21 protein-coding genes, 1 tRNA gene and 3 pseudogenes are annotated in these 24,566 nt (G+C 61.9%); 15 read left to right on the forward strand and 10 right to left on the reverse strand.

Going from position 1 to position 24,566, the window contains the following annotated elements; all coding sequences use genetic code 11:
- The first annotated feature begins 77 nt into the window (after positions 1 to 77).
- The gene (locus tag ACPF9B_RS13175) at positions 78 to 653 is read left to right on the forward strand and encodes a PDC sensor domain-containing protein (RefSeq protein ID WP_424177930.1); all 576 of its coding nucleotides are present in this window, start codon (positions 78 to 80) and stop codon (positions 651 to 653) included.
- Between the two features lie 17 nt (positions 654 to 670).
- Here ACPF9B_RS13175 and ACPF9B_RS13180 read toward each other — a convergent pair whose 3' ends face one another.
- From ACPF9B_RS13180 to ACPF9B_RS13200, 5 genes are all read right to left on the reverse strand, one after another.
- On the reverse strand, positions 671 to 1,318 hold the full coding sequence (locus tag ACPF9B_RS13180) for an ATP-binding cassette domain-containing protein (RefSeq protein ID WP_424177932.1): 648 nt from the start codon (positions 1,316 to 1,318) through the stop codon (positions 671 to 673).
- Positions 1,311 to 3,005 (reverse strand): ABC transporter permease, encoded by a 1,695-nt coding sequence (locus ACPF9B_RS13185; RefSeq protein ID WP_424177934.1) that lies wholly within the window; start codon positions 3,003 to 3,005, stop codon positions 1,311 to 1,313. Before ACPF9B_RS13185 ends, ACPF9B_RS13180 begins: the two co-directional genes overlap by 8 nt.
- A 9-nt stretch (positions 3,006 to 3,014) precedes the next feature.
- Positions 3,015 to 4,217, reverse strand: coding sequence for an ABC transporter substrate-binding protein (locus ACPF9B_RS13190; protein WP_424177936.1), 1,203 nt, complete (start codon positions 4,215 to 4,217; stop codon positions 3,015 to 3,017).
- 12 nt (positions 4,218 to 4,229) lie between these two features.
- Positions 4,230 to 4,838 carry a CDP-alcohol phosphatidyltransferase family protein gene (locus ACPF9B_RS13195; RefSeq protein WP_040482966.1) on the reverse strand — a complete coding sequence of 203 codons (609 nt, stop codon included), beginning with the start codon at positions 4,836 to 4,838 and terminating at the stop codon, positions 4,230 to 4,232.
- An 82-nt stretch (positions 4,839 to 4,920) separates the two neighbouring features.
- Positions 4,921 to 6,924 carry a hydantoinase/oxoprolinase N-terminal domain-containing protein gene (locus ACPF9B_RS13200; RefSeq protein ID WP_424177939.1) on the reverse strand — a complete coding sequence of 668 codons (2,004 nt, stop codon included), beginning with the start codon at positions 6,922 to 6,924 and terminating at the stop codon, positions 4,921 to 4,923.
- Positions 6,925 to 7,062: 138 nt separating this feature from the next.
- On the opposite strand from ACPF9B_RS13200, the gene ACPF9B_RS13205 reads away from it, so the two are divergent.
- Complete coding sequence (locus ACPF9B_RS13205; protein ID WP_424177941.1) at positions 7,063 to 7,677, forward strand: class I SAM-dependent methyltransferase; 615 nt, start codon at positions 7,063 to 7,065, stop codon at positions 7,675 to 7,677.
- On the opposite strand, the gene ACPF9B_RS13210 is transcribed toward ACPF9B_RS13205, so the two are convergent.
- Both ACPF9B_RS13210 and ACPF9B_RS13215 read right to left on the reverse strand, forming a co-directional pair.
- Positions 7,649 to 8,032, reverse strand: a complete 384-nt coding sequence (locus ACPF9B_RS13210) for a GtrA family protein (RefSeq protein ID WP_424180431.1) — start codon at positions 8,030 to 8,032, stop codon at positions 7,649 to 7,651. The two genes, ACPF9B_RS13205 and ACPF9B_RS13210, sit on opposite strands and share 29 nt — an antisense overlap.
- Positions 8,032 to 9,795 (reverse strand): hypothetical protein, encoded by a 1,764-nt coding sequence (locus ACPF9B_RS13215; protein ID WP_424177943.1) that lies wholly within the window; start codon positions 9,793 to 9,795, stop codon positions 8,032 to 8,034. Before ACPF9B_RS13215 ends, ACPF9B_RS13210 begins: the two co-directional genes overlap by 1 nt.
- A gap of 179 nt (positions 9,796 to 9,974) precedes the next feature.
- Here ACPF9B_RS13215 and ACPF9B_RS13220 point away from each other — a divergent pair, with 179 nt between their 5' ends.
- The 9 genes and pseudogenes from ACPF9B_RS13220 (at position 9,975) to ACPF9B_RS13260 (ending at position 20,524) form a co-directional block, all read left to right on the forward strand.
- The gene (locus ACPF9B_RS13220) at positions 9,975 to 11,135 is read left to right on the forward strand and encodes a glycosyltransferase family 2 protein (protein WP_424177945.1); all 1,161 of its coding nucleotides are present in this window, start codon (positions 9,975 to 9,977) and stop codon (positions 11,133 to 11,135) included.
- 39 nt (positions 11,136 to 11,174) lie between these two features.
- Positions 11,175 to 12,464, forward strand: a complete 1,290-nt coding sequence (locus tag ACPF9B_RS13225) for an acetylornithine deacetylase/succinyl-diaminopimelate desuccinylase family protein (protein ID WP_424177947.1) — start codon at positions 11,175 to 11,177, stop codon at positions 12,462 to 12,464.
- A gap of 71 nt (positions 12,465 to 12,535) precedes the next feature.
- On the forward strand, positions 12,536 to 14,011 hold the full coding sequence (locus ACPF9B_RS13230) for an ABC transporter substrate-binding protein (RefSeq protein ID WP_424177949.1): 1,476 nt from the start codon (positions 12,536 to 12,538) through the stop codon (positions 14,009 to 14,011).
- 6 nt (positions 14,012 to 14,017) lie between these two features.
- Positions 14,018 to 14,962 carry an ABC transporter permease gene (locus tag ACPF9B_RS13235; protein ID WP_424177951.1) on the forward strand — a complete coding sequence of 315 codons (945 nt, stop codon included), beginning with the start codon at positions 14,018 to 14,020 and terminating at the stop codon, positions 14,960 to 14,962.
- On the forward strand, positions 14,962 to 15,777 hold the full coding sequence (locus tag ACPF9B_RS13240) for an ABC transporter permease (protein WP_007206389.1): 816 nt from the start codon (positions 14,962 to 14,964) through the stop codon (positions 15,775 to 15,777). Before ACPF9B_RS13235 ends, ACPF9B_RS13240 begins: the two co-directional genes overlap by 1 nt.
- Positions 15,774 to 17,360 carry an ABC transporter ATP-binding protein gene (locus ACPF9B_RS13245; RefSeq protein ID WP_424177953.1) on the forward strand — a complete coding sequence of 529 codons (1,587 nt, stop codon included), beginning with the start codon at positions 15,774 to 15,776 and terminating at the stop codon, positions 17,358 to 17,360. The genes ACPF9B_RS13240 and ACPF9B_RS13245 overlap by 4 nt, the downstream gene beginning before the upstream one ends.
- Positions 17,341 to 18,782 (forward strand): annotated as a pseudogene (locus ACPF9B_RS13250) (aldehyde dehydrogenase family protein). The gene ACPF9B_RS13245 and the pseudogene ACPF9B_RS13250 overlap by 20 nt, the downstream one beginning before the upstream one ends.
- Positions 18,783 to 18,786: 4 nt before the next feature.
- Positions 18,787 to 19,524 carry an SDR family oxidoreductase gene (locus ACPF9B_RS13255; protein WP_424180433.1) on the forward strand — a complete coding sequence of 246 codons (738 nt, stop codon included), beginning with the start codon at positions 18,787 to 18,789 and terminating at the stop codon, positions 19,522 to 19,524.
- Positions 19,508 to 20,524: a P1 family peptidase gene (locus ACPF9B_RS13260; protein ID WP_424177955.1), complete on the forward strand. Its 1,017-nt coding sequence runs from the start codon at positions 19,508 to 19,510 to the stop codon at positions 20,522 to 20,524. The genes ACPF9B_RS13255 and ACPF9B_RS13260 overlap by 17 nt, the downstream gene beginning before the upstream one ends.
- Positions 20,525 to 20,665: 141 nt before the next feature.
- Here the strand turns inward: ACPF9B_RS13260 and ACPF9B_RS13265 are convergent.
- The 3 genes and pseudogenes from ACPF9B_RS13265 to ACPF9B_RS13275 form a co-directional block, all read right to left on the reverse strand.
- Positions 20,666 to 20,797 (reverse strand): annotated as a pseudogene (locus ACPF9B_RS13265) (IS6 family transposase); the annotation flags it as partial.
- Positions 20,774 to 20,872, reverse strand: a pseudogene (locus tag ACPF9B_RS13270) (IS6 family transposase); the annotation flags it as partial. The pseudogenes ACPF9B_RS13265 and ACPF9B_RS13270, both read right to left, overlap by 24 nt.
- Before the next feature lie 167 nt (positions 20,873 to 21,039).
- Positions 21,040 to 21,115: transfer RNA gene (locus ACPF9B_RS13275), tRNA-Lys, on the reverse strand.
- Positions 21,116 to 21,210: 95 nt separating this feature from the next.
- Here ACPF9B_RS13275 and dapF point away from each other — a divergent pair.
- The 4 genes from dapF (at position 21,211) to ACPF9B_RS13295 (ending at position 24,566) form a co-directional block, all read left to right on the forward strand.
- Positions 21,211 to 22,026, forward strand: a complete 816-nt coding sequence (gene dapF / locus ACPF9B_RS13280; protein WP_424177957.1) for a diaminopimelate epimerase — start codon at positions 21,211 to 21,213, stop codon at positions 22,024 to 22,026.
- The gene (mtaB, locus tag ACPF9B_RS13285) at positions 22,014 to 23,282 is read left to right on the forward strand and encodes a tRNA (N(6)-L-threonylcarbamoyladenosine(37)-C(2))-methylthiotransferase MtaB (protein ID WP_424177959.1); all 1,269 of its coding nucleotides are present in this window, start codon (positions 22,014 to 22,016) and stop codon (positions 23,280 to 23,282) included. Before dapF ends, mtaB begins: the two co-directional genes overlap by 13 nt.
- 80 nt (positions 23,283 to 23,362) lie before the next feature.
- Entirely contained in the window at positions 23,363 to 23,947 is a 585-nt protein-coding gene (locus ACPF9B_RS13290; protein WP_007206381.1) for a glutathione S-transferase, read from the forward strand.
- Between the two features lie 19 nt (positions 23,948 to 23,966).
- Complete coding sequence (locus ACPF9B_RS13295) at positions 23,967 to 24,566, forward strand: glutathione S-transferase (RefSeq protein WP_007206380.1); 600 nt, start codon at positions 23,967 to 23,969, stop codon at positions 24,564 to 24,566.

The following is a 24,566-nucleotide window of genomic DNA, read 5'->3' on the forward strand; positions in this document are numbered from 1 at the left end:
CTGTTCATACTTCTGTGCGTTGTTTAACCGGCTGGAAATGAATCCTCCGTATCCGGCTATGCATAGGAGGATCATAAATGAAAAAACAGACTTTCTGGCTCGCGATGACGCTGGCCACCACGACCGCGACAGCTGGGGCAGCACAGGATATGCAGCCCAAGATGGCGCAATTCGTTACTGAACACGTTATGGATTGGGCAACCGACCCGATCATCGTGGATGCGATCATTGCGCAGAATGCAATCTCTGGCAGCTATGATCAGGCCAAGATCAACGAACTTGATACGCTGTGGATGGCGCAGTCCGGAATGGCGGGTATTCCGCTGATCGATGACGTATTGCAAAACCCCACCTCTGATTTTCTGCGGCAACGCATCGCGACAGCTGGCGGAACCATTGCTGAAATCTTCGTGATGGATGCCCGTGGCCTGAACGTCGCTGCAGCCGAAGCGACATCGGATTACTGGCAAGGGGACGAGGAAAAGTTTTCCGAAACCTTCCCCAAAGGCCCGAATGCCATCCATTTTGGCGAGGTTGAACTGGATGGATCATCCGGTGAAGTGCAAGCACAGGTATCAATGTCCATTGTGGACACCACGGGTGCTGTCGTTGGTGCCATGACCGTGGGGATCAACCTTGCGTCACTGATGTGATCCGGTTGCGCGGGTTTTCAGCGGCCAGTTTCATTACCCAGCGTGATGATCACACCGCCTGCGGCCTGCGCATCTTCGGCATCATGGGTGACCATCAATACCGGCAAGGCGCGGCTGCGCGCCCTGTCAAACACCATGTCGCGGACCTGCGCGCGCAAGGCCGCATCCAGCCGCGCAAAGGGTTCATCCAACAGCAGGGCGCAGGGTTCGGACAAAAGCATCCGCATCAACGCGACACGCGCCTTTTGTCCGCCCGACAAAGTGGCAGGATCACGCTGCGCAAAACCGTCAAGCCCGACCTCGGCCAAGGCGGCGTCGATCCGGGCCTGCCTGTTGTGCCGCGACCCACCCGGCGGCAAGCCAAAGGCAAGGTTCGCCCCGACCGACAGATGCGGAAACAGCAGGTCATCCTGAAACAGGATGCCGACGCGCCGTTGATGCGCCGCAGCATGGGTGATGTCATGCCCGTCCAGCAATACCCTGCCAGTGGCGGTGAAATCGCTGGGCAAGGTGCCGGTGATAAAGGCCAGCAATGTGGATTTGCCCACACCCGACGGCCCCATGATCGTCAAGACATCACCCGGGGCCACATCTTGATGCACCCTGATCAGCGCTGATCGGTCTTTGAAAATCGTCACATTGCGCAGCGATAATCCCTTATCCATGCCGCAATCCTTTCCTGTTGCGCCAGACCAGCGCCGGAATAAGCAAGGCCAGCGCGAAGGGCACCAGCGCCGCCCCCGTTTGCATCAGCCCATAAACACCGATCGCGCGCCTGTCGCCACCCGAGGCCAGCGCCACCGCCTCGGTCGTCAGGGTCGCGACGCGCCCGCCACCGATCAGCAAGGTCGCCAGGTATTGCCCGACGGATACTGCCAGCCCGACGGCAAAGGCTGTCAGCACCGGACGCAGCAACATGGGCAGCCGCACGCGCCACAAAATGCCGTCGGGGCTGGCGCGCAGTGCTGCGGCGATCACGCCCATCCGCGCATCCCAGGCACGGAACGGATCCGCCAGCGACAAGAAAACATATGGCAGCACAAAAACCACATGCGCCAGTATCACAGGCCCCCGGCCCACTTCGGCCCCAAGGTTCAACATCAGCGTCTGCAACCCCGGCAGAAAGGCCGTTTGCGGGACCAAAAGCGGTATGTACAACACCCAGAGCGCACGCTGGCTGACGCGGAGTTTATGGCGATATTCAGCCTCCAGACAGCCGATGGTGAGCACCAGTGCCACCAGCGCCGCGACCACCGCGATGAAGGCTGTCTCGCACAGCGCCTGCAATGTGCCAGGGCCGAAACGCAGCCAATTCGCCATCGTGATCTTGTCCGGCAATGCATCGGGAAACCCCCAGAATCCCGCGACTGACCAGACCCCAAGAACGACCAACCCCAGAAAAACCGCCAGCGCCGAAACCGCCCCGGCCACCAGCGCCAGACCCGCGATGACCGGGTCGGCCTTGCCGCGCGCGCCCGCTGCGATCCACCGCCGCCCAAGGGCTGCCACGGCACCCTCGCCCAGACGCCAGACCAAAAGCGCGCCAATCACCAGCAGCAGTTGCAACACGGCCCCCGCCGCAGCCTCCAGCCGATGGCTCAGGTCGGGATGCGCCATCAGCTTGACGATCTGCACCGACAAGGACGGCGGCGTGTTTGGACCCAGAATGACAGCGACATCCACGACCGACATCGCATAGGCCAGCACGACATAGACCGGCGGCCTGATCTGCGCATAGACCCGCGGAAACACGGTCTTGAGCCAGCCAGTCAGCCGCCCATAGCCTAGCGCCCGCGCCACGCGCACGCTGCGCTGGGCATCCGCCTGACCCAAGGCAGCCAAGGTGATCAACAGCAAAAACGGCACTTCTTTCACGATCAGCCCAGCGGTCATTGCAAGGCCCCAGCTGTCCTGCACGATCAAAAGGTCTGGTGGCCGGTCCCAGCCTGTCAGCTCCGGCGAGGTCAGCCGCGCCAGCCAGCCCGATGGCGCGATCAAGAACGCCAGCCCGAACGCCGCCGCAGCATGTGGCACCGCCAGCAATGGCGACAAAAGCCGTTCCAATACCCCAAACACCCGCGTGCCAGACCAGCCGGCCGTCACAAGCATGACGATAGCCAACGACATCACCGTCGCCAGAACGCCGGTCCCCACCGACAGCATCACCGCGCGCGGCAACCCGGCCCAACCCAACAGGTCGCGGAACGGGTCTAGCGACGGCCCGGTCAGCCCCGCCGCAGGCAGATGTCCAAAGGCCGGCAACACCGTCCCCCACAGCCCCGCCAGCACCGGCCCCAGCAATGCAAGCATGGTCAGCGCCGGTAACAACGGTAACAGGCGGCGGCGGGACATGGGCGGCGTTTACTGCGCGACGCCGTAGCGCGCGACCCAATCGTCGCTGATGCGGGTCATCCATGTCGGATGCGGTTCATCCTGCACGACCCCCAGTTCCGCCGGTGTCAGCGTCGCGATGCCAAGGTCCAATGTCTCGAACAGCGCGCGGTCGGCATCCGACAGCTTGTCCATCGCAAGTACCGTGCCATAGCCAAGTATCGCGGGGTCTTGGGCGCGGGCCTGCGCCTCGGGTGACAGCAGGAAATTGGCGACAACCATCGCCCCTGCCTTGGCCCCTGAATTATAGGGGATCGCCACGAAAGAGGCGTTACCGATCGTGCCCTTGTCCAGCACAAAGGTCCGCACCGTATCGGGCAACTGGTTATTGGCGATCGCGGCAGTCGCTTCACCGGGGCTAAAGGAAATCGCCAGATCGACTTCGGCATCGGCGATCAACTGCAACTGCGCAGGACCGCTTGCCGGATAGGCGCGGCCTTCGCGCCACAGATGCGGCGTCAGCGCGTCAAGATAGGCCCACAAAGGCGCTGTCACCGCATCATAATTGGCATCTGTTGCAGGTTCGGCCAGCACTGATGGATCAGGCAGAATGTCGATCAGCACCTGTTTCAGGAAAGTTGTTCCCAGAAAATCCGGCGGCTGCGGATAGCTGAACCGCCCCGGATTGGCCTGCGCCCAGCCCAGCAGCGCATCCATCGACCCCAGACGGTCGGGCATCCGTGCGGTATCATGCACGAACACGACCTGCGCCATTGCCCAAGGGCTCTCATATCCGTCGACCGGCACAGTGAAATCGGTCTGCAGGGCAGGTTTGTTTTCAAAATCGGCCAGCGCCCAATTGGGCAGCTGTTCGGCATAGGGGCCAAACAGAAGATCGGCCTCTTTCATCGCAGCGAAATTCGCGCCGTTGATCCAGATCATGTCAATCGCGCCGTTTTCGTTCTGGCCTGCCTGCTTTTCCGACAGCACGCGGGTGACCGCATCGGCGGTATCGGTCAGTTTGACATGGTTCAGGGTCACGCCATAGTCCTGCGCGACACGCGATCCGACCCAAGCGATGAAATCATTCGTCGTCGTCGATCCGCCCCAGGCATTCCAATAGACGGTCTGGCCTTCGGCCTGTGCTGTCACCGCCTCCCAATCGGCGGGATCAACATCCGCCATCGCAGGCAAAGGCGCCAGCAAGGCGGCAAGAACGGCAAGGTGTTTCATCAAAGATGTCCTTTAGTTAACATAGATACGATAGGCCGCCCTGACCCGCAGTGCGGCAGTCAGAAAGCACAAAGCGCCAAAGACCCACGCCAGCGGCGCAAAATAAGGTGCGAACAGGCAAAGCAGCACGAAGAACAGGATCGTTTCGGTCCCTTCAAGGATACCGTTGGAATAATACAGCGATTTTTGGCCTTGCGCGGTTGTCCTGTGGCCATGCTTTTCAGCCAGTATGGCAAAGCCCAGAAAGCTGGTGCCGTTGACATAGAACGATGCGAGCAAAAACGCACCCGCAGCCCCGTTGCCAGCCGGATCGATCAGCACGAAGGCCAGCGGGATCATTGCGTAAAACAGGAAATCCGCAGCGATATCCAGATAGCCGCCAAAATCGGTCTGGCGCGTGGCCCGCGCCACCGCCCCGTCCAGCCCGTCTGCCACACGGCTGGCCAGCAAAGGCACCAATGCCAGCATTGGCGCGCCAAGCGCGATCACAAGCGCGGCCACCAGCCCCAGCACCAACCCGACCAACGTGACACGATCCGCCGAAATCCCGCGCGCTGCCATACGGCGCCCGATCCGGTTCAGCGGCGGGTCGATCATTGGGCGAAGATAGCGGTCTAGCATGATATGGTCCTGAATATCGCGACGTTGTCCTTCATCATGCGCAGCCGCGCAATCGGACTGACAAGAAAGTGACCAGCCGCAATCACCCCGCCGCGATGCGCGGCCTGCCCTGCGCGGTGACCCTGATCTTGGCCTCGATGAACATGGGCTGGCCTTCAACATCGACCTCGGTGATGTCTTGGGCAACATGCAGGCTGATATCTTCGACGCCCGCGCCACGCGCGGCAGCCGTGGCCTGTGCTGTCAGCGCATCGCGGATCGCGGACAAGGCGGCGTCACGGCTGGAATAGCTTTGCACATCGCCTGCCAGATGTACCTTGAACGCGCCTGCGCCCGGGCTGGTCACGGTGCCGGAGGCCTGCATCTGCACCTGCCCAACGACAGCGCCGATGGCATTAGCGACATCGGCATGATCCGGCACCAGCATTTCCGTGCCAAGCCGCGTGCCTACCGCCCCGTAATAGGCGCGCGCCGATGCGCCCAGCCCGATCACCGGCAAGGCCAGCGCCATGTCTATCCGCACGATCCCCCGGTGCCGGTCCAACCCCGCCTGCGCCAACGGGTGCTGCGCCATGGCGGCGGGGTCGGGCCAGTCGCGCCCATCCTCGGCAAAGGCGGCCTGTAGCAGGCAATCGACGGTCTGCGCGGTCAACTGGTCGATGATCATCCGCGCAAGTGTCTGTGCATCCGGCGCGATCTGCTGGCCACCACCGGTGCGCCTGCGCGCGAATAGCGTCAGCGCCTTGGTCGCGGCATCGCTGTCCCAGACATCCTGCATCCCCTGCACATGCGACGCATCCGATGGTGTCACCCCCGCCAACATCACCAGCCCGCGCCCGATCAACCGGCCAAGCGCGGGGTTTTCCATCCGCGTCTGCACCGCCTGGCCCAGCCGCAACGGACCATCGACCAGCCGCTGCGCGACCGCCTGTTCGCGCGCATCGAGCCCCTGCGGCAGCACCCGCCACAACGGCAGCACGAACTGCCCGCCATCGGACGCAGGCACACCGCTGGCCAGCGCGCGGTCCAGCGCCTGATGCACAAGATCGGGAAATTGCGTTGCGGCCAGCGCGATCGGCATCAACCGCCGCGGCCCAAGCCGCAGAGCAGCGGTCAGACCTTCTGTCACATGGACCTCGCTGTCGCCACCCAGGCCGGTGGTGCGCATCGCCACCGCCTCGACCATGGTGCGGAACGGGCCGACGCGTGCGCCTGCGGGGTCGATCATCGGGCGGCCATCGCGCAACAGGCAGACGTCGGTGGTGGTGCCGCCAATATCGCTGACAAGTGCGTCGGTCTGCTTGGTCAGCCAGCTGGCCCCCGCGATGGATGCGGCAGGCCCGCTCAGGATTGTTTCAATCGGCTTTTCGCGCGCGACAGCCGCTGAAACCAGCGCCCCGTCGCCGCGCACGACCATCAGGCGGGCGGTGACCCCGCAGGTCGCCAGATGGGTTTCGCAGGCGGTGATCAGCCCGTCGATCATGCCGATCAGGCGGGCATTCAGCACAGCCGTCAGCGCCCGTTTCGGCCCGCCAAGCGCCGAGGATAATTCATGCGAACAGGTTACGGGCAGGCCGGTCAGATCACGGATCATGTCACGCACCGCGATTTCATGCGCGGGGTTGCGGGTGGCGAAACTGGCGGCCACAGCAAAACCGGTGATGCCCGCGTCCAACGCCGCCAATGCCACCTGCAAACCGGCCAGATCGAGCGCCGCAGCCTCGACCCCGGCATGGCTATGCCCGCCTGCCAGCGCGATGACCGGATCGCCGCGCAACGCGTCTTGCAAACCTGCGCGGGTCAGTTCGGCGGCGTCAAACCCGATGAACACAAGGGCAATCCGCCCGCCCTGCCCTTCGACCAGCGCATTGGTCGCCAGCGTTGTGGACAAGGACACCATGGCGATATCGCGCGCGGCCACACCGGCCTTGGTCAGCGCCGCATCAATCGCTGCCCCCACGCCCAGCGCCAGATCAGGGCGCGATGTCAGGGCTTTTGCAGAGGCAACGACCCGTTGTTTTGTGTCATCCAGCACGACAGCATCGGTATATGTGCCGCCAGTATCGACACCGAGTAGATAGGCCATTTGGTACCTCTGCGAACCCTGCATCCGGTAAACGAAGGAATGGGCGAAATTGCAACGCGGATTATGCGTTTCAAGGCGCAATCTTTACGGCGGCACGAATCTGACCCAATGTTCACACAACCTGTGGGATATATTCGAATGATGTTCAAAAAGACTTTGGGTCAGGCCCACGAAAGACTGGTTTTCAACCGTCGCGTGCGGGTGTTGGTGGATCAGATTGGCGCGTTGGTTCCCGCAGGCGCACAGATGCTGGATGTCGGCACCGGCGACGGGCAAATCGCCCGGATGATCGGCGAAGAACAGGCAGGCACGCAGGTGCAGGGCATCGACATCATGCTGCGCGACAAGACCCATATCCCCGTCACGCTATTCGATGGCACCACAATCCCGTTCGACGACAACAGCGTCGATGTCGTGACCTTTGTCGATGTGCTGCACCATACCGATGACCCGCAACACCTGATTTCGCAGGCCGCCCGCGTCGCGCGGCGTGCTGTCATCATCAAGGATCATCTAAGCGAAAACGCGTTCGACCACGCCACCTTGCGACTGATGGATTGGGTCGGCAACGCGCCGCATGGCGTTGTGCTGCCCTATAATTATGCGTCGCGCGCCGATTGGGACCGCTGGTTTGCGCAGGCGGGGCTTGCCACCGATGTCTTTGACAGCGCGGTCCCGCTTTATCCGGCCCCCGCGTCCTGGGTCTTTGGCCGCCAGCTGCATTTCATCGCCCGTCTGGTGCCTGCGTCCTGAACACGATGTAGCGACAGATCAGAAAACTTGCCACCGCCGCCACGCTCGCTGTTGTCAAAAACAACAGTATATCCTGCCAAAACACCCGCGTGACAAAACGCGTGGTGATAGCGGATACGACCGCCAGACTACAAATCTGCGTGGCGCTATAAATCCAGATCGCGCCCTTGGCCTGACGTTTCGCGCGAAACGCGATGTCGCGTTGCGCCCAGAATGCAGCGGGAATGCACAACAGATAAACGACGACAGAGGTCGGCAGCGGCGGTGCTGCCGCGAACCTGATCAATCCGGCAGTGATCACCGCATAGCCAAGGCTGAAACTGGCACCAACCAGTAAGAATCGCACAAAGGCCATCATTGCGGCAAAATCTCGAACACCAGCAGTGCTTCGGCAGGCACCGGCACCGGGCGCAGCCAGTCCACCTGCGCACCGGCTGCCAACTCTGTGGCAAAATCGCTGTAATAGGTCGCACCCCTGCAGATCAGGACCAGTGAGGCGCCGGACTGGCGCAGAAACGCCGCCATGTCATTTTCGGGCAGGTGATAGGGCCGGATCGCATTCATCAGGATCACCGGATCAACATGATACCCCGCCGACACCACATCATGATGCGTGGCCCACAGCAGCGCAGGGCCAAGGTTCATCGGCGTGATAAACACCGCTGGCGGCAGGGCGTTCAAACCAACCAAGGCATCATACCCCCGACAGGCCGCTGTCAGCGCAGAACCGGGCGCGTCATCGTTCGGCGTCAGCGCTGTGACCTGTTGCGCAATCAGCGTGGGCGCGATGATCGTCGTGGCCAGCGCCAGCCAGATCGCGGCCGCCTTGGGCGCGCGCGTTTGCAGATAGACATCCAGCGCGCGCGCGATCACTACACCGCCCAGCATAGGGACGACAGCGGCGGCCATCACCACCGTGCGCATCTGATAGAACAGCATGACCAGCCCCAACAGACACAGCACCCAAAGCACCGTCAAAGCCATGCGCGGCGCAGCCCCGCGCCACAGCATGACCCCGCCAGCGCCCGCAACCACGATGATCGGCAAGGTGAAAACGACAAAACCCGCAGGGCTGTCACGGATAAAAAGGTGCAGAGGCAAAGCCTCGTTGATGCGGGTTGCGATGAAAACCTGCAGTTCGTCGGGCAAAGTGCCATAAGGTCCGTCCAGACAAGGAGCCAGAACCGGCCAGATCAGCATGCAGCCCGCGACAGTGACCAACACCGCACCACCAACACCCGCCAAGGCGCCAAAGCGGGTGATCCAAGCCGCCAGCAGGCTTGCGATGACGCAGATGGCGATCAGCGCCAAGGCAGGCAGGCTCAGCCTGTCGCAATGGCCGATGGCGCGCAGGTCAGCGGCGGTCTGACCCAGCCAGAACAGCAGGGCCGCTACGGCCAGCGCCAGACAGAATGCTACCAGAAAGGCCCGGCTTTCAGATGACATGTCCAGCAGATGACGGCCTAGTGCCACCGTGCCTGCGACAACGATAAAAGGCAGGGCCTCTAGCCCGACCGCCAGTGAAAAAGCGGCAGCAACGCCCCCAATCAAGCCCGCGATCACGGGACGCGCAGGCCAGATCAGCGCAAAGGCGACAATTGTCATCATCAGCATCTGGACATTGTGGTGGTCGATATTGCCGGCACCTGCATGCAATTGCCCCGTCGTGGGCCAGATGACCGTGATCGCCAGTGCGAAACAGGCAGACGAGGCCCCAAAAACACGCCGCGTGCCATAGCCGATGACCAGCACCGTCAGACCAAGGATCGCGGTCGGCCAGATCGTTACCGCCAACTGCTCGGCCATCGCCATCGGCAGCAGCCATGACAGCGGCACGATGATCGCGGCGATACCGGCGTCAATATAGCGCGACCAATGCATTACCACGCCTTGGGGTGGCAACATCCGGTATTGCGTCATGTCGAACCAGCCCTGCCCCGCGATGAAATCGCGCACCATCACGAGCCGCAGGATGTCGTCATTATCCATGGTCGCGAAATTGTCATGCATGGCGCGCCCGTCCAGCACGGCGCGCAGCACGACCAGAACGATCGCAGCCACCAGCGTCGCAGCAAAGCGATCGACCCGAACAGGGGTCAGGGCATGCGTGTCGCGCATCGGTCCTGTCTTTCTTCAATGATCCAGGGTGGCTAGCACAGGTGACCATTTGGCAACATAGCCCGCCAGCGCAAACATTTTTGCACGTCATGGTTGTTGCCTAACAGCCACTGGTTGTCGTACCGCTGGAGAGGACCGGGCAAACCGGCCAGATGATGCCGCAGGACCGGGGCGCCTTGATGACCGAGCTGACCATTCTGATGCCCTGCCTGAACGAAGCGGAAACGCTGGAAACCTGCATTCGCAAGGCCAAAGGCTATCTTGACCGCGCGGGCATCGCTGGCGAGGTCCTGATTGCGGATAACGGGTCAAATGATGGCAGTCAGGACATCGCCCGCCGCCTTGGCGCGCGCGTCATCGCTGTGCCTGTCAAAGGGTATGGTGCGGCGCTGATCGCGGGCATTGCGGACGCCAAGGGCCGGTTCGTGATCATGGGCGACAGCGACGACAGCTATGATTTTGCCAATCTTGATCCTTTCGTCGCGCAATTGCGCGACGGGGCCGATCTGGTGATGGGCAACCGTTTTCGCGGCGGGATCGCGCCCAAGGCCATGCCGCCCCTGCACCGCTATCTTGGCAACCCGGTGCTGTCCACTTTGGGGCGGATCTTTTACCGCACACCGGTCGGCGATTTCCATTGCGGGCTGCGCGGGTTCAACCGTGACGCTATCCTTGGCCTGCATCTGAACACGCCCGGCATGGAATTCGCGTCTGAAATGGTGATCAAGGCCACCTTGTCGGGTCTGGACATCCGCGAGGTGCCAACGACGCTGCAACCCGATGGTCGGTCGCGCCCGCCGCATCTGCGCAGCTGGCGCGATGGCTGGCTGCATCTGAAGCTGCTGATGACCTTCGCGCCCTATTGGCTATTCTATTACCCGGGTCTGATCCTGTTCGGGCTGGGTGGTGCCGGTTTTCTGGCGCTACTGTTCGGCCCTGTGATCATCGGGGCCGTCAGTTTCGATGTGGCAACGCTCATCCTGACCGCCGCGCTGATCCTGACGGGCTTTCAGATGATCTGCTTTTACGCGCTGTCGCGGATTTTTGCCGTGCGTTTCGCGCTTTTGCCCAGTTCGGATCGGTTTGAGCGGTTCAAATCCCGCCTGTCCGTTGACAACGCCTGTATTGCGGGCGGCGTTTTGTTGCTGGTCGCGGTCATCGCGACCCTGTCGGGCGTGTTCAGCTGGGGGGCGACAGGTTTTGGTGATCTGGACGCGCGCCGCATCGTGCGGCCTGCAGCCCTTGCCGTGGTCGCCGCATCGCTGGGTGTGCAGATTATCACCACAGGGTTTCTGGCGGCGATGCTACAACAACAAATCAACCCACGGCAGATCATCTGACCTCTTGCGCGCGCGCAGGGCTTGACGGATAGTTTACACATGACCGACCACATTCCCCTGATGGATGCCATCACTGACCGGCGCGAGGATCTGATCGCGCTGACCCAAGACCTGATCCGCATCCCCACGCTGAACCCGCCCGGCGCATTGTACCGTGACATCTGCGACTATCTGGACCGACGACTGCGCAAGTCAGGGTTCGCGACGCAACTGATCCGCGCGCATGGCACGCCGGGCGACAGCAACGCATACCCCCGCTGGAACATCGTCGCGCGGCGCGACGGTACACGGCTGGGTGAATGTGTGCATTTCAACAGCCATATCGACGTGGTCGAGGTCGGGCATGGCTGGACACAGGACCCTTTCGGCGGCGCGTTGATCGACGGCAAGATCTACGGTCGTGGCGCCTGCGACATGAAAGGCGGGCTGGCCGCGTCCATCATCGCGGCCGAGGCGTTCATCGCGACCCACCCCGATTTTGCCGGCGCGATCGAGATTTCCGGCACCGCAGACGAAGAATCGGGCGGTTATGGCGGTGTTGCCTATCTGGCCGAACAGGGGTTTTTTGATCCTTCCCGCGTGCAGCATGTGATCATCCCCGAACCCCTGCACAAGGACCGCGTTTGTCTGGGCCATCGCGGCGGCTGGTGGGCCGAGATCGAGACTCATGGCGAAATCGCCCATGGGTCAATGCCGTTTCTGGGCGATTGCGCCGTGCGGCACATGGGGGCGGTGCTGGCCGCGTTCGAGACCACGCTTTACCCCGCCATGGCGGCGCGGCGCACCGATATGCCAGTGGTCCCCGATGGCGCGCGGTCGTCCACGATGAACATCAATTCCATCCACGGCGGCCAGCCTGAATTCGCCACGGGTGACACCAGCCTGCCCGCCCATTGCGTGCCGGACAGCTGCCGCATCGTGATCGACCGCCGCTTTCTGGCCGAGGAAAACATCGACGATGTGCGCGGCGAGGTGACAGCCCTTCTTGAAGACCTCAAAACGCAGCGCGACAAATTCCGCTATGACCTGCGCGAGATTAATATGGTCCTGCCAAGCATGACTGACCGCGAAGCGCCCGTCGTGCAGGTGATTGCGGATGAGATTGAAAAAGTGCTGGGCAGGCCCGCCCAATTCGTGGCCAGCCCCGGCACTTATGACCAGAAACATATCGACCGGATCGGCAAGCTGAAGAATTGCATCGCCTATGGTCCCGGTCTGCTGGAACTGGCCCATAAACCGGATGAATATATCGGGGTCGATGACATGATCGACAGCGCGCAGGTCATGGCAGGTGGGCTGGCTGTGATCTTGGGGGGAATGTCGGGGTGAACCCCGACCACCGGGGCTTGAATTGCCGCCCCGGTTCAGTGAACACTATCAGCAACAAACAGGGGGCCATCATGCATCATTTCAAACGCCTTGCCGCATCCACCGCCGTCGTGCTTTGCGCCTCCGGTGCGCTGGCGCAGGACAGCATCACTGTCGCAATCCAGCTGGAGCCGCCAAACCTTGACCCGACCAGCGGGGCGGCGCAGGCGATTGACAGCGTCCTTTATGCCAATGTGTTCGAGGGGTTGACCCGTTTCGATGCTGATGGCGCGATCATTCGCGGTCTGGCGCAAAGCTGGGACATTTCCCAGGACGGGCTGACCTATACGTTCAACCTTGCCGCTGGCGTGACTTTTCACGACGGCACGACGATGGACGCCGAGGATGTGAAATTCAGCCTTGACCGCGCGCGGGCCGAGGATAGCACCAATGCGCAAAAGGCGCTGTTCGCGGATATCGCGGATGTCACTGTGATCGACCCGCTGAAACTGCAGGTCACGCTGTCAAAGCCCAACGGCATGTTCCTGTTCAACATGGCCTGGGGTGATGCGGTGATCGTAGCGCCTGAAAGCATCGACACGATTGCAACCAACCCTATCGGCACCGGGCCTTTCGCCTTTGCCAATTGGGTGCAGGGTGACAGGCTGGAACTGGCGCGCAACGACAGCTATTGGGGGGCCGCCCCCGCGCTGGAAACCGCGACCTTCCGCTTTATTTCGGACCCGACCGCTGCCTTTGCTGCGATGATGGCCGAGGATGTGGATGTCTTCGTGGGCTTCCCTGCCCCTGAAAACCTGCCGCAATTCGCGGCTGACCCGCGCTTTCAGGTGCTGAACGGCAATACCGAAGGCGAAACCATCCTTGCCATGAACAACCAGCGCGAACCTTTCGACAACCCGCTGGTGCGCCGCGCTGTCACCCATGCCATTGACCGTCAGGCGATCATCGACGGCGCGATGTTCGGGCAAGGCACGCCCATCGGCACGCATTTCGCACCGCATAACCCCGATTACGTCGACCTGCTGGCCAATTCGCAATTCGACCCCGAATTGTCGCGCAGCCTGCTGGCCGAGGCTGGTTTGGCCGACGGTTTCACCACGACGCTGAAACTGCCGCCGCCGTCCTATGCCCGTCGTGGGGGTGAAATCATCGCCAGCCAGCTGCGTGCAGTGGGGATCGAAACCGAGATCACGAACCTCGAATGGGCGCAGTGGATTGAAGAAGTCTTCACCAACAAGGATTTCGGCCTGAGCATCGTCAGCCATACCGAACCGATGGACATCAACATCTACGCCAACCCCGGCTACTATTTCCAATACGATAACGCCGATTTCCGCGCTGTGCTGGACGAATTGAACGCGACGACAGACCCTGCGGGGCGGTCAGCCTTGCTGGCGCAGGCGCAGACGATCATTTCCGAAGATTACGTTAACGCCTATCTGTTCCAGCTGGGTGTTGCGACCGTCGCGAGGGCCGAGATCACAGGGCTTTGGGTCAACCAGCCGACCGCTGCGGTCGATCTGACGGGCGTGTCCTGGGGCAATTGAGCGGGCATGATTCGCTTTGCCCTCGGGCGGCTTGCGTCGCTGACAGCCAGCCTGATTGTCGCCTCCATCGTGATCTTCGCGGTGGTCGAGGTGATTCCCGGCGATCCCGCGGCCTTTATGCTGGGGGTGAACGCGCGGCCTGACACGATCGCTGCCTTGCGCGCAGAAATGGGGCTGGATGAGCCGATGGTCACCCGCTACGCCGCGTGGGTCGGTGGCATGGTGCAGGGTGATTTCGGAATGTCATGGACCTATAAAACGCCCGTCGCGACACTGGTTGCGGACCGGATCTGGGTGTCGCTGCCGCTGGCCATCTATGCGCTAGCCCTGTCCACGCTGGTGGCCTTTCCGGCAGGCATCTATGCCGCCAGCCGCAGGGGTGGCGCAGGCGACACCGCGATCATGGGGGCGACGCAACTGGGTGTGGCGATTCCGAATTTCTGGTTCGCCATGATCCTTGTGCTGATCTTTGCCATCAACCTGCGCTGGTTTTCGGCAGGCGGCTTTCCGGGCTGGGCCGATCCGTTCGCCGCGATCAAGGCGCTGACCCTGCCGGCCATCGCGCTGGCCCTGCCGCAGGCGGCGATCCTTACGCGGGTTATGCGGTCGTCGCTTTTGGATATGTTGGGCGAGGATTTCATGCGCACGGCACGGGCCAAGGGGCTGACCCGTCGGCAGGCGCTGTGGCGGCACGCGCTGCGCAATGCGCTGATCCCGGTGCTGACGATCATCGGGTTGCAGTTTTCGTTCCTGCTCGCGGGGGCCATTATCATCGAACAGGTGTTCTTTCTTCCAGGGTTGGGGCGGCTGATCTTTCAGGCGATCAGCGCACGTGATCTGATCGTCGTGGAAAGCGTGGTGATGCTGCTGGTTTTCACCGTCATCATGGTGAATTTCATCGTCGATCTGACCTATGCCGCCGTCGATCCCCGCCTGCGGGCGCGCGCCTGATGTCGCGCAACCTGATCATCGGGGCGGGCCTGACCGCTTTTTTCACCGGGCTGGCGGCGCTGTCGTTTCTTTGGACGCCTTACGATATCGAGGTGCTGGACATCCCCAACCGCCTGCTGACCCCCGGTGGCGTGCATCTGCTGGGCACCGACCATTTTGGCCGCGATATCCTGTCGATGGTGATGATGGGTGCGCGCACGTCGATTGCTGTCGCGCTGGTCGCGGTGGGTATCGGGATGGGCCTTGGTGTGCCGCTGGGGCTGTGGGCGGCGGCGCGGCGGGGGTCGCTTTTGGATGATGTGATCATGCGCGGCAATGATCTGGTGTTTGCCTTTCCGTCGCTGGTGATCGCGATCCTGATTACCGCCGTGTTCGGCCCCTCTGCAGGCAATGCAATCATCGCCATCGGTATTTTCAACATCCCCGTTTTCGCGCGCCTGACCCGCAGCGCGGCGCTGCCGCTGTGGGAGCGTGATTTCATCCTTGCCGCCCGCGTCAGCGGCAAGGGGGCAGCACGCATATCAGCGGAACATATCCTGCCGAATATCGCCAACCTGATGGTCGTGCAGGGGACGATACAGTTCAGCCTTGGGATATTGGCCGAGGCGGCGCTTTCCTATATCGGCCTTGGCGCGCAGCCACCCACGGCCAGTTGGGGGCGGATGCTGGCCGATGCGCAGACCTTAGTCAGTATCGCGCCGCATGTGGCCCTGATCCCCGGTTTTGCAATCCTGTTGACGGTGCTGGGGCTGAACCTGCTCGGTGACGGGCTGCGCGACTGGCTTGATCCGCGCATCCGCGTGGTACGGACATGAGCCTTTTGTCACTCAAGACCCTGTCGCTGCAGATTGGCGGCACGCCTGTGCTTCAGGGCATCGACTTGGACATGGCACAGGGCCAGATCACCGCGATCACCGGCGAAAGCGGGTCGGGCAAGTCGATGACCGCGCTGGCGATTATGGGGCTGTTGCCGCAGGGGGCAGAGCTGCAGGGACAAATCCTGCTGGATGGCACCGATATCGTGCAAACCCCCGAACCCGACCTGTGCCGGATGCGCGGCAATGCGATGGGCATGGTGTTTCAGGAACCGATGACGGCGCTGAACCCCGTACAGACGATTGGGGCGCAGGTGGCCGAAACGATCAGGGTCCATGAACAAGTAACCAAGGCCGAGGCTCACGCCCGCGCCGCCACCATGCTCGACCGTGTCGGGCTGAAGGTGGCGCCCACACGCTATCCGCATGAATTGTCCGGCGGACAGCGGCAGCGTGTCGTGATCGCGATGGCGATTGCGATGCGCCCAAAGCTGTTGATCGCAGATGAACCGACCACCGCGCTGGATGTCACGACGCAAGCGCGCATCCTGGACCTGCTGCAAGGGCTGGTGGATGAATTTGGCATGGGCCTGCTGCTGATCACCCATGATTTGGCTGTGGTGGCCGATGTCGCCGACCGGATCGCCGTGATGCAGCATGGCCGCATCGTAGAGCAAGGCCCGACCAGCGACCTGCTGCGCGTTATGCGCCACCCCTATACGCGCGCATTGTTCGCCGCTTCGACGCATGCGGTTGACCTGCCTGCGGTGCAGCAAGACGCGCCCTTGCTGGCGGTACGCAATGTGGTGCGCGATTACCCGACCAAGCGGGTGTCCCTGTTGGGGCCGCGCCCGACCTTCCGCGCGCTCGACAACGTGTCGCTGACCGTAAACCGCGCTGAACGTGTGGGGCTTGTCGGCGAAAGCGGTTGCGGAAAATCGACACTGACACGGGCGATTTTGGGGTTAGAGCCCGTTCAAGGTGGGCAGATCACGCTTGACGGTGCGCCAGTATTGCAAGGCGACCTTGCCTTGCGGAGAAAGATGCAGGTGGTGTTTCAGGACCCCTACGGCAGTTTCAATCCGCGTCATCGCGTGGACCGGTTGATCACCGAACCGTTCCATCTGCTGCAAAGCCCGCCCAAAGGGGCAGCGCGCGATAAGGCCATCGCGAAAGCGCTGACCGATGTGGGGCTGCCAACTGATGCCGCGGACAGGTACATTCATGAGTTTTCCGGCGGGCAGCGCCAGCGCCTTGCCATTGCGCGCGCATTGATCGTGGAACCTGATCTCATTATCTTTGACGAGGCGGTGTCAGCGCTCGATGTATCGGTACGCGCCCAAGTCCTGGATCTGATCGCAGACATCTGCCGCAAGCGCCCGCTGGCCTATCTGTTCATCAGCCATGACCTGAGCGTCGTGCGCAGCATCACTGACCGCGTGCTGGTGATGCAGGCCGGAAAAATCGTTGAATCGGGTTTAACAGAGACTGTTTTTGCCGATCCACAACATCCCTATACCCAATCCCTCATCGCCGCCGCCCCCCAATTGCCGGAGCTAGCCCATGCCGCTGACGCCCTTTGATATCCCGCCTGCCAGCCACCTGATCGGTGGGTCCTGGATTCGTGGCGCAGCCACGATCCAGATTACAGACCCATCGACAGGTCAGAACCTGACGCAAATCGCGCGCGGCACGGCGGCAGATATCGACGCGGCTGTCGCTGCCGCCCATGCCGCCCGCGCCGGAGACTGGGGAAGGATGACAGCGACTGAGCGTGGTCGTATCCTGACCCGCATCGGGCAAGCCGTGCTGGCGCAGACCGATGCACTGGCGGAACTCGAAGCGCGCGATGTCGGAAAACCGCTGACACAGGCGCGCGCCGATGCTGTGGCTTTGGCCCGCTATATGGAATTCTATGGCGGTGCCGCCGACAAGATCATGGGCGAAACGATTCCCTATCTGGACGGCTACACCGTCTATACCCTGCGTGAGCCGCATGGCGTGACTGGCCATATCATTCCTTGGAACTATCCGATGCAGATCATCGGGCGGTCTGTTGGGGCAGCACTTGCGATGGGCAATGCCTGCGTGCTGAAACCCGCCGAGGATGCCTGCCTGAGCGCACTGGCATTCGCCGCCATCGCACAAGCGGCGGGCCTGCCAGCGGGCGCGCTGAACGTTGTGACAGGGCTGGGGGCAGAGGCGGGGGCGGCACTGGCCAGCCATCCCAGCGTGCAGCACATGTCCTTTACCGGGTCCGTCCGCACGGGTGCAGCGATACAGACGGCCGCAGCGAAAAACGTGATCCCCGTCACGCTGGAGCTGGGCGGTAAATCGCCCCAGATCGTGTTCGACGATGCAGATCTGGACCGTGCGCTGCCGTTTCTGGTGAATGCCGGCATCCAGAACGCGGGCCAGACCTGTTCGGCATCAAGCAGGATTTTGGTGCAGCGCGGGGTTTACGATCAGGTCCGCGACCGCATGGTTGCGGCTTATCTTGCGCTCAAGGTTGGGCCTGCGCTGGATGACCTGAACCTTGGCCCGCTGATATCTGCCCGACAAAAAGACATCGTGACGGGGTTCATCGCGCAGGGGAAGATCTGACCATCGCGGCGCAGGGCCAGATCGTGACGGATGCGGCGGGCCATTACATAGCCCCCGTGTTATTCGCCGACGTGCCGCGCGATCATGTGCTGGCGCAGGATGAAATATTCGGCCCCGTGCAGGTGCTGATCCCGTTTGACGACGAGGCCGAGGCGTTAGCCATCGCCAATGGTACTGCCTTCGGGCTGGTCGCATCAATCTGGACCCGCGATGGTGGCCGCCAGATGCGGCTGGCAAAGGCGCTGCATGCAGGGCAGGTGTTTATCAACAATTACGGCGCGGGCGGCGGGGTAGAACTGCCCTTTGGCGGCGTCGGTAAATCGGGGCATGGCCGCGAAAAGGGGTTCGAAGCGCTCTATGGCTTTTCAACCCTGAAAACAGTGGCCGCATGGCATGGGTGACGGGATGAGACTGGCAGGCAAGACAGCTTTGGTGACAGGGTCCGGATCAGGGTTCGGCGCTGGCATCGCGCGCAAATTCGCAGCCGAAGGCGCACGGGTCTGGTGCGCCGATATCAACGGTGCGGCGGCAGAACAGATCGCGGCGGAACTGGGCGGCACAGCGATCACTTGCGATGTGGGGAATGCGGGGTCAGTGTCTGAAATGGCGCAAATCGTGCTGTCCGCCGGACCACTGGACATTCTGGTCAACAACGCCGGCATCACGCATCTGCCGCAGGCGATGGAGGATGTGACAGAGGATGATTTTGACCGCGTGTTCCGCGTGAACATGAAATCGGTCTATCTGACCGCCCGCGCCTTTGTCCCGCATTTCAAGGAACGAGGGACGGGGGCAATCCTGAACGTGGCATCCACCGCTGGCGTGTCGCCGCGTCCACGGCTGAACTGGTATAACGCCTCCAAAGGTTGGATGATTACGGCGACGAAAACGATGGCGGTGGAACTTGCGCCCTTTGGCATCCGAGCGAATGCGATCAATCCGGTGGCGGGGGAAACGCCGCTGCTGAAATCCTTCATGGGCGAGGATACGCCGGAAATCCGCGCCAAGTTTCTGGCAACGATCCCCTTGGGCCGCTTTTCTACCCCCGAGGATATGGGCAATGCCGCTTGTTTTTTGTGCTCGGACGAAGCCAGCATGATCACAGGTATCGCGATGGAGGTCGACGGTGGGCGGTGCATATAGACCCGGACCAAGAAACCTGATCACCGATGTGGCGGGGCTGCGCGTGGGCAATGCGCAAGACAATCACATCAAGACAGGCACGACAGTTTTGGTTGCAGATACGCCATTCACCGCCAGCGTGCATGTGATGGGCGGCGCACCAGGAACCAAGGAAACCGACCTGCTTGCACCTGACAAGACCGTCCAACAGATCGACGCGCTGGTGTTGTCGGGTGGGTCAGCCTTCGGCCTTGATGCCTGTTCCGGCGTCATGGACGGGCTGCGCGCGATGGGGCGCGGCTTTGCCATTGGGCCGATGCGGATACCCATCGTACCGGGCGCGATCATTTTCGATCTGATCAACGGCGGAGCCAAGGATTGGGATGAAAACCCCTATCGCGCACTGGGCCGAGCAGCGTTGGAAGCGGCAAGCACCGATTTCGCGCTTGGCACGGCAGGCGCTGGCACAGGCGCGCTGGCGGCGATGCAAAAAGGCGGGCTTGGGTCGGCGTCCTTGGTGCTGCCCGATGGCACGACGGTCGGCGCGCTGGTCGTCGTCAATGCGCTGGGCAGCGTGACCACACCGGGCGGGCGGCATTTCTGGGCGGCACCCTTCGAGATTGGCGGCGAATTTGGCGGCGCTGGCCCTGACCCGCGCGGCGGGCTGGTCAGCCCTGAGCCCAGCCTGAAAGAACAGGCGATGCAGATGCAGGCCACGGGCGGGTCAAATACAACCATTGCCATCGTCGCCACTGATGCGCCCCTCAGCAAGGTGCAATGCCACCGGCTGGCCGTGACCGCGCATGACGGCATGGCGCGTGCGATTGTACCGGCGCATACGCCGCTGGATGGTGATCTTGTGTTCGGGGTCGCCACCGGCGGCGATGGGTTGGTCGATGCAACCGCCTTTCGCAGCATCGCGGCGGCTGGTGCGATCTGCCTCAGCCGCGCCATCGCGCGCGCTGTCCATGAGGCGACGGCGGCACAGGGGGATATCCTGCCAACCTATCGCCAAGGCTGACCGGCCCGCCGCGCCAGGCCATCTGTCGTCTAGATCATCATCCCGCTGTGGATCTCGACCGGCACGAGAGCAGCACGACAAAAACAAAAGGTTCTGTCGCAAAGTTTTTAACGATTGCGGGCCGGCGTTCTGTGGACACATTTATGCTGCGAGCGCCGCGAACTGCTGGAATGTGTTGGGCCCGTTGATGTCGAATTGCCCCTTACGGATCATATGTGCTGTCTCGATCCCAGCCAATGTTACGTCGGCGGAATGGAAAGCCTTGAAGCCAAGCTCCTCCATGATCTCTTCCAAGTCACGATAGGAAACGCCATATCGCACGTAGAAAAACACTGCGTACAGGATCACGCTTTAGGGATAATTGGTTTCCTTGAAATTATCCAACACCGTCAAGATTCTGCTGCTTGCTTGTTTGACAACCAAGTCGCAAAATCGGAAGACAAACGAAATACGTCAAAAGTCTGCAAGACAACCAAACAAAAGGCCCAGGCAGCATTGCCTGGGCCTTTTTATTTTGGTGAGCCGGTCGGGATCCGAACCCGAGACCTACTGATTAAAAGTCAGTTGCTCTACCAACTGAGCTACCGGCCCACACAGGGCGCTACTTAGAAAGCTGCTGCATCGCGGTCAACCCCCAAATGCCTTCATGGCTGGATATGTGTCAGGGCTTTGTTTATATCGTGACGATGGCACAAACCGATCAGACCTTTCTGCCCTTTCGCAAGATGCACGGGCTTGGCAACGACTTTGTCGTCATGGACGAACGCGGGACAACGCCGCGCGTCACGGCAGCCCTTGCCCGCGCCATTGCCGACAGGCACAGGGGCGTCGGGTTTGACCAGCTGGCGGTGATCTCTGACACGCCCGATGCGGACCTGCATCTGACCTTCTGGAACAGTGATGGCACGACCGCGGCCGCCTGCGGCAATGCGACGCGCTGCATCGCGCGGCTGGTCATGGACCAGACCGGACAGCGCGATCTGACGATCACCACCGAACGTGGCACGCTGAAGGCTATCGACGCGGGGCACGGCCTGACATCGGTCAACATGGGCCAGCCGCAGCTTGACTGGCACGAAATTCCGTTGGCCGAACAAATAGATACGCTGCAGCTGCCCATCGACGGATCACCCACAGCCACCGGCATGGGCAACCCGCATTGTACGTTTTTCGTCGATGATGCCGAGGCGGTTGATCTGGCCATGCGCGGCGCGCTGATCGAACATCACCCGCTGTTCCCGCAACGAACCAATGTCCAGTTCGCCAGCCTGATCGGGCCCGACCATCTGCGGATGCGTGTCTGGGAACGGGGTGTCGGGGTCACGCTGGCCTCTGGTTCGTCCTCTTGTGCCACGGCGGTGGCGGCCGCACGGCGCGGACTGACCGGGCGCAAAGTGACAATCACGCTCGACGGTGGCGATCTTGCAATCGACTGGCGCGATGACGGGGTCTGGATGACAGGGACCACGGCCTATGTGTTCGACGGGCAATGGCGGCTGTGATGACCAAGGCACCGATCTTTTCGAATCATGGCTGTCGTCTGAACGCCTATGAAACTGAGGCGATGAAAGAGCTTGCCGCAGCGGCAGGCGTGCAGGACGCCGTGATCGTAAACACCTGCGCCGTCACGGCCGAGGCTGTGCGCAAGGCGCGGCAGGATATCCGCAAGCTGCGCCGCGACCATCCGGGTGCGCGCATCATCGTGACAGGCTGCGCCGCCCAGACCGAACCGGACACTTTCGCAAAAATGGCCGAGGTCGATCTGGTGATCGGCAATACCGAAAAGATGGACCCCGCCACATGGGCGCGCCTGACGCCCGACCTGATCGGCCAGACCGAGCCCGTGCAGGTCGATGACATCATGTCAGTGACCGAAACGGCGGGCCATCTGATCGACGGTTTCGGCACCCGCAGCCGCGCCTATGTGCAGGTGCAAAACGGCTGCGACCATCGCTGCACGTTCTGCATCATTCCCTTCGGGCGGGGCAATTCGCGCTCTGTCCCCGCTGGCGTGGTGGTGGACCAGATCAAACGGCTGGTGGATCGCGGCTATGCCGAGGTTGTGCTGACCGGTGTCGACCTAACCAGCTGGGGCGCAGACCTGCCCTCTGCCCCGAAACTGGGCGATCTGGTGATGCGCATCCTGAAGCTGGTGCCAGACCTGCCACGCCTGCGGATCAGTTCCATTGATTCGATCGAGGTAGACGACAACCTGCTGGCCGCCATCGCGACCGAGCCACGCCTGATGCCGCATCTGCACCTGTCGCTGCAACATGGTGACGATCTGATCTTGAAACGGATGAAACGACGCCATCTGCGCGATGATGCGATCCGGTTCTGTGAAACCGCGCGCCGCCTGCGCCCTGACATGACGTTTGGCGCCGACATCATTGCAGGCTTTCCAACCGAAACCGAAGACATGTTCGCCAGTTCGCTGGCGCTTGTGCGGGAATGCGACCTGACATGGCTGCATGTCTTTCCCTATTCCGCGCGCCCCGGCACGCCCGCCGCGCGCATGCCCGCCGTGAATGGTGCCGCGATCAAGGACCGCGCCGCCCGCCTGCGGGCCGCAGGCGATGCGCAGGTCAGCAGCCATCTGGCTGCCCAGATCGGGCGCACCCATCACATCCTGATGGAAAGTCCGCGCATGGGCCGGACCGAACAATTCACCGAAGTGACCTTTACCACCGACCAACCCGAAAGCCGGATCGTCACGGCGACAATCACCGGTTCTGCCGACAATCGCCTGACCATTTGACATCGTTGAATCAGGTCTGAGGCATAGAATCTTTGCAATCCCGCCCCATCCTCTGGACCTTCCGCCGCTGTCCTTTCGCCATGCGCGCAAGGCTGGCGATCCATGCCAGCGGCGTGCAGGTCGAGCTGCGTGAAATCCTGCTGCGCGACAAACCGGCGGCGTTTCTGGAGACATCCCCCAAAGGCACCGTGCCGGTCATCGACACCGGCAACCGCGTGATCGCGCAAAGCCGCGACATCATGCTGTGGGCGCTAGGCCAGCACGACCCAGAAGACTGGCTTGCCATGCCACAGGACGGGCATGACCTGATCGCCTATTGTGATGGGCCGTTCAAGACAGCCCTTGATCACACCAAATATGCCGTGCGCTATCCCGATCTGGACATGCAAACAGAACGTGGCAAGGCGCTGGATTTTCTGCACGATCTGGACGCGCGGTTGCGTGGGTCGGAATACCTGTTCGGACCGCAAGCGCGCATGGCCGATATGGCGATCCTGCCCTTCGTGCGCCAGTTCGCGCATATCGACTTCGCGTGGTTTGCCACCCAAGGCATGCCGGATCTGGCGCGCTGGCTCGCAGATTTCAAAAGCTCCGTGCGCTTTGCTGGCGTGATGCGGAAATATCCACCTTGGCAAAGCGGGCAGGATCAGGTCTTGTTTGGGTGATTGTCAAATAGGTACCGCAATGAAACTGCTGATGTCCCCCGCCTCTCCCTTCGTGCGCAAGGTCCGTGTTGCGTTGCGCGAGCTTGATCTGGTTGACCAGGTAGAAGAAATGAGCGTGACGACAACACCGCTTGCCTCAGACCCGGCGGTCGTTGCGGCGAACCCGACCGGCAAGATCCCAGCGCTGATGCGCGACACCGGCCCTGCCATCTATGACAGCCGCGTGATCACACGGTTCCTGAACGACCTTGCAGCTGGATCGCTGTATCCGCAGGCGCGGATCTGGGAGGTGCTGACGCTCGAGGCAACGGCGGATGCCATCATGGAAGCCGCCGTTCTGATGACCTACGAAGTACGGCTGCGTCCCGAGGCACAGCAATCATCCGACTGGGTCGAAGCGCAATGGAGTAAGGCCAGCCGCACTATTGCCGATGTCAACACCCGCTGGATGAGCCATCTGCAAGGCCCGCTGGACATCGGCCATATCGGGATCGCTTGCGCGCTATCTTATGTGGACCTGCGCCACGATGCGCGTGGCTGGCGGCAGGGCAATGACGCGTTGGCGAAATGGCACGCGGATTTTACCACGCGCGCCAGCATGGCCGCCACAGCCGTCTGA

It is taken from the genome of Yoonia sp. TsM2_T14_4 (genome assembly GCF_049602355.1).
GTDB classification, from domain to species: Bacteria; Pseudomonadota; Alphaproteobacteria; order Rhodobacterales; family Rhodobacteraceae; genus Yoonia; species Yoonia vestfoldensis_A.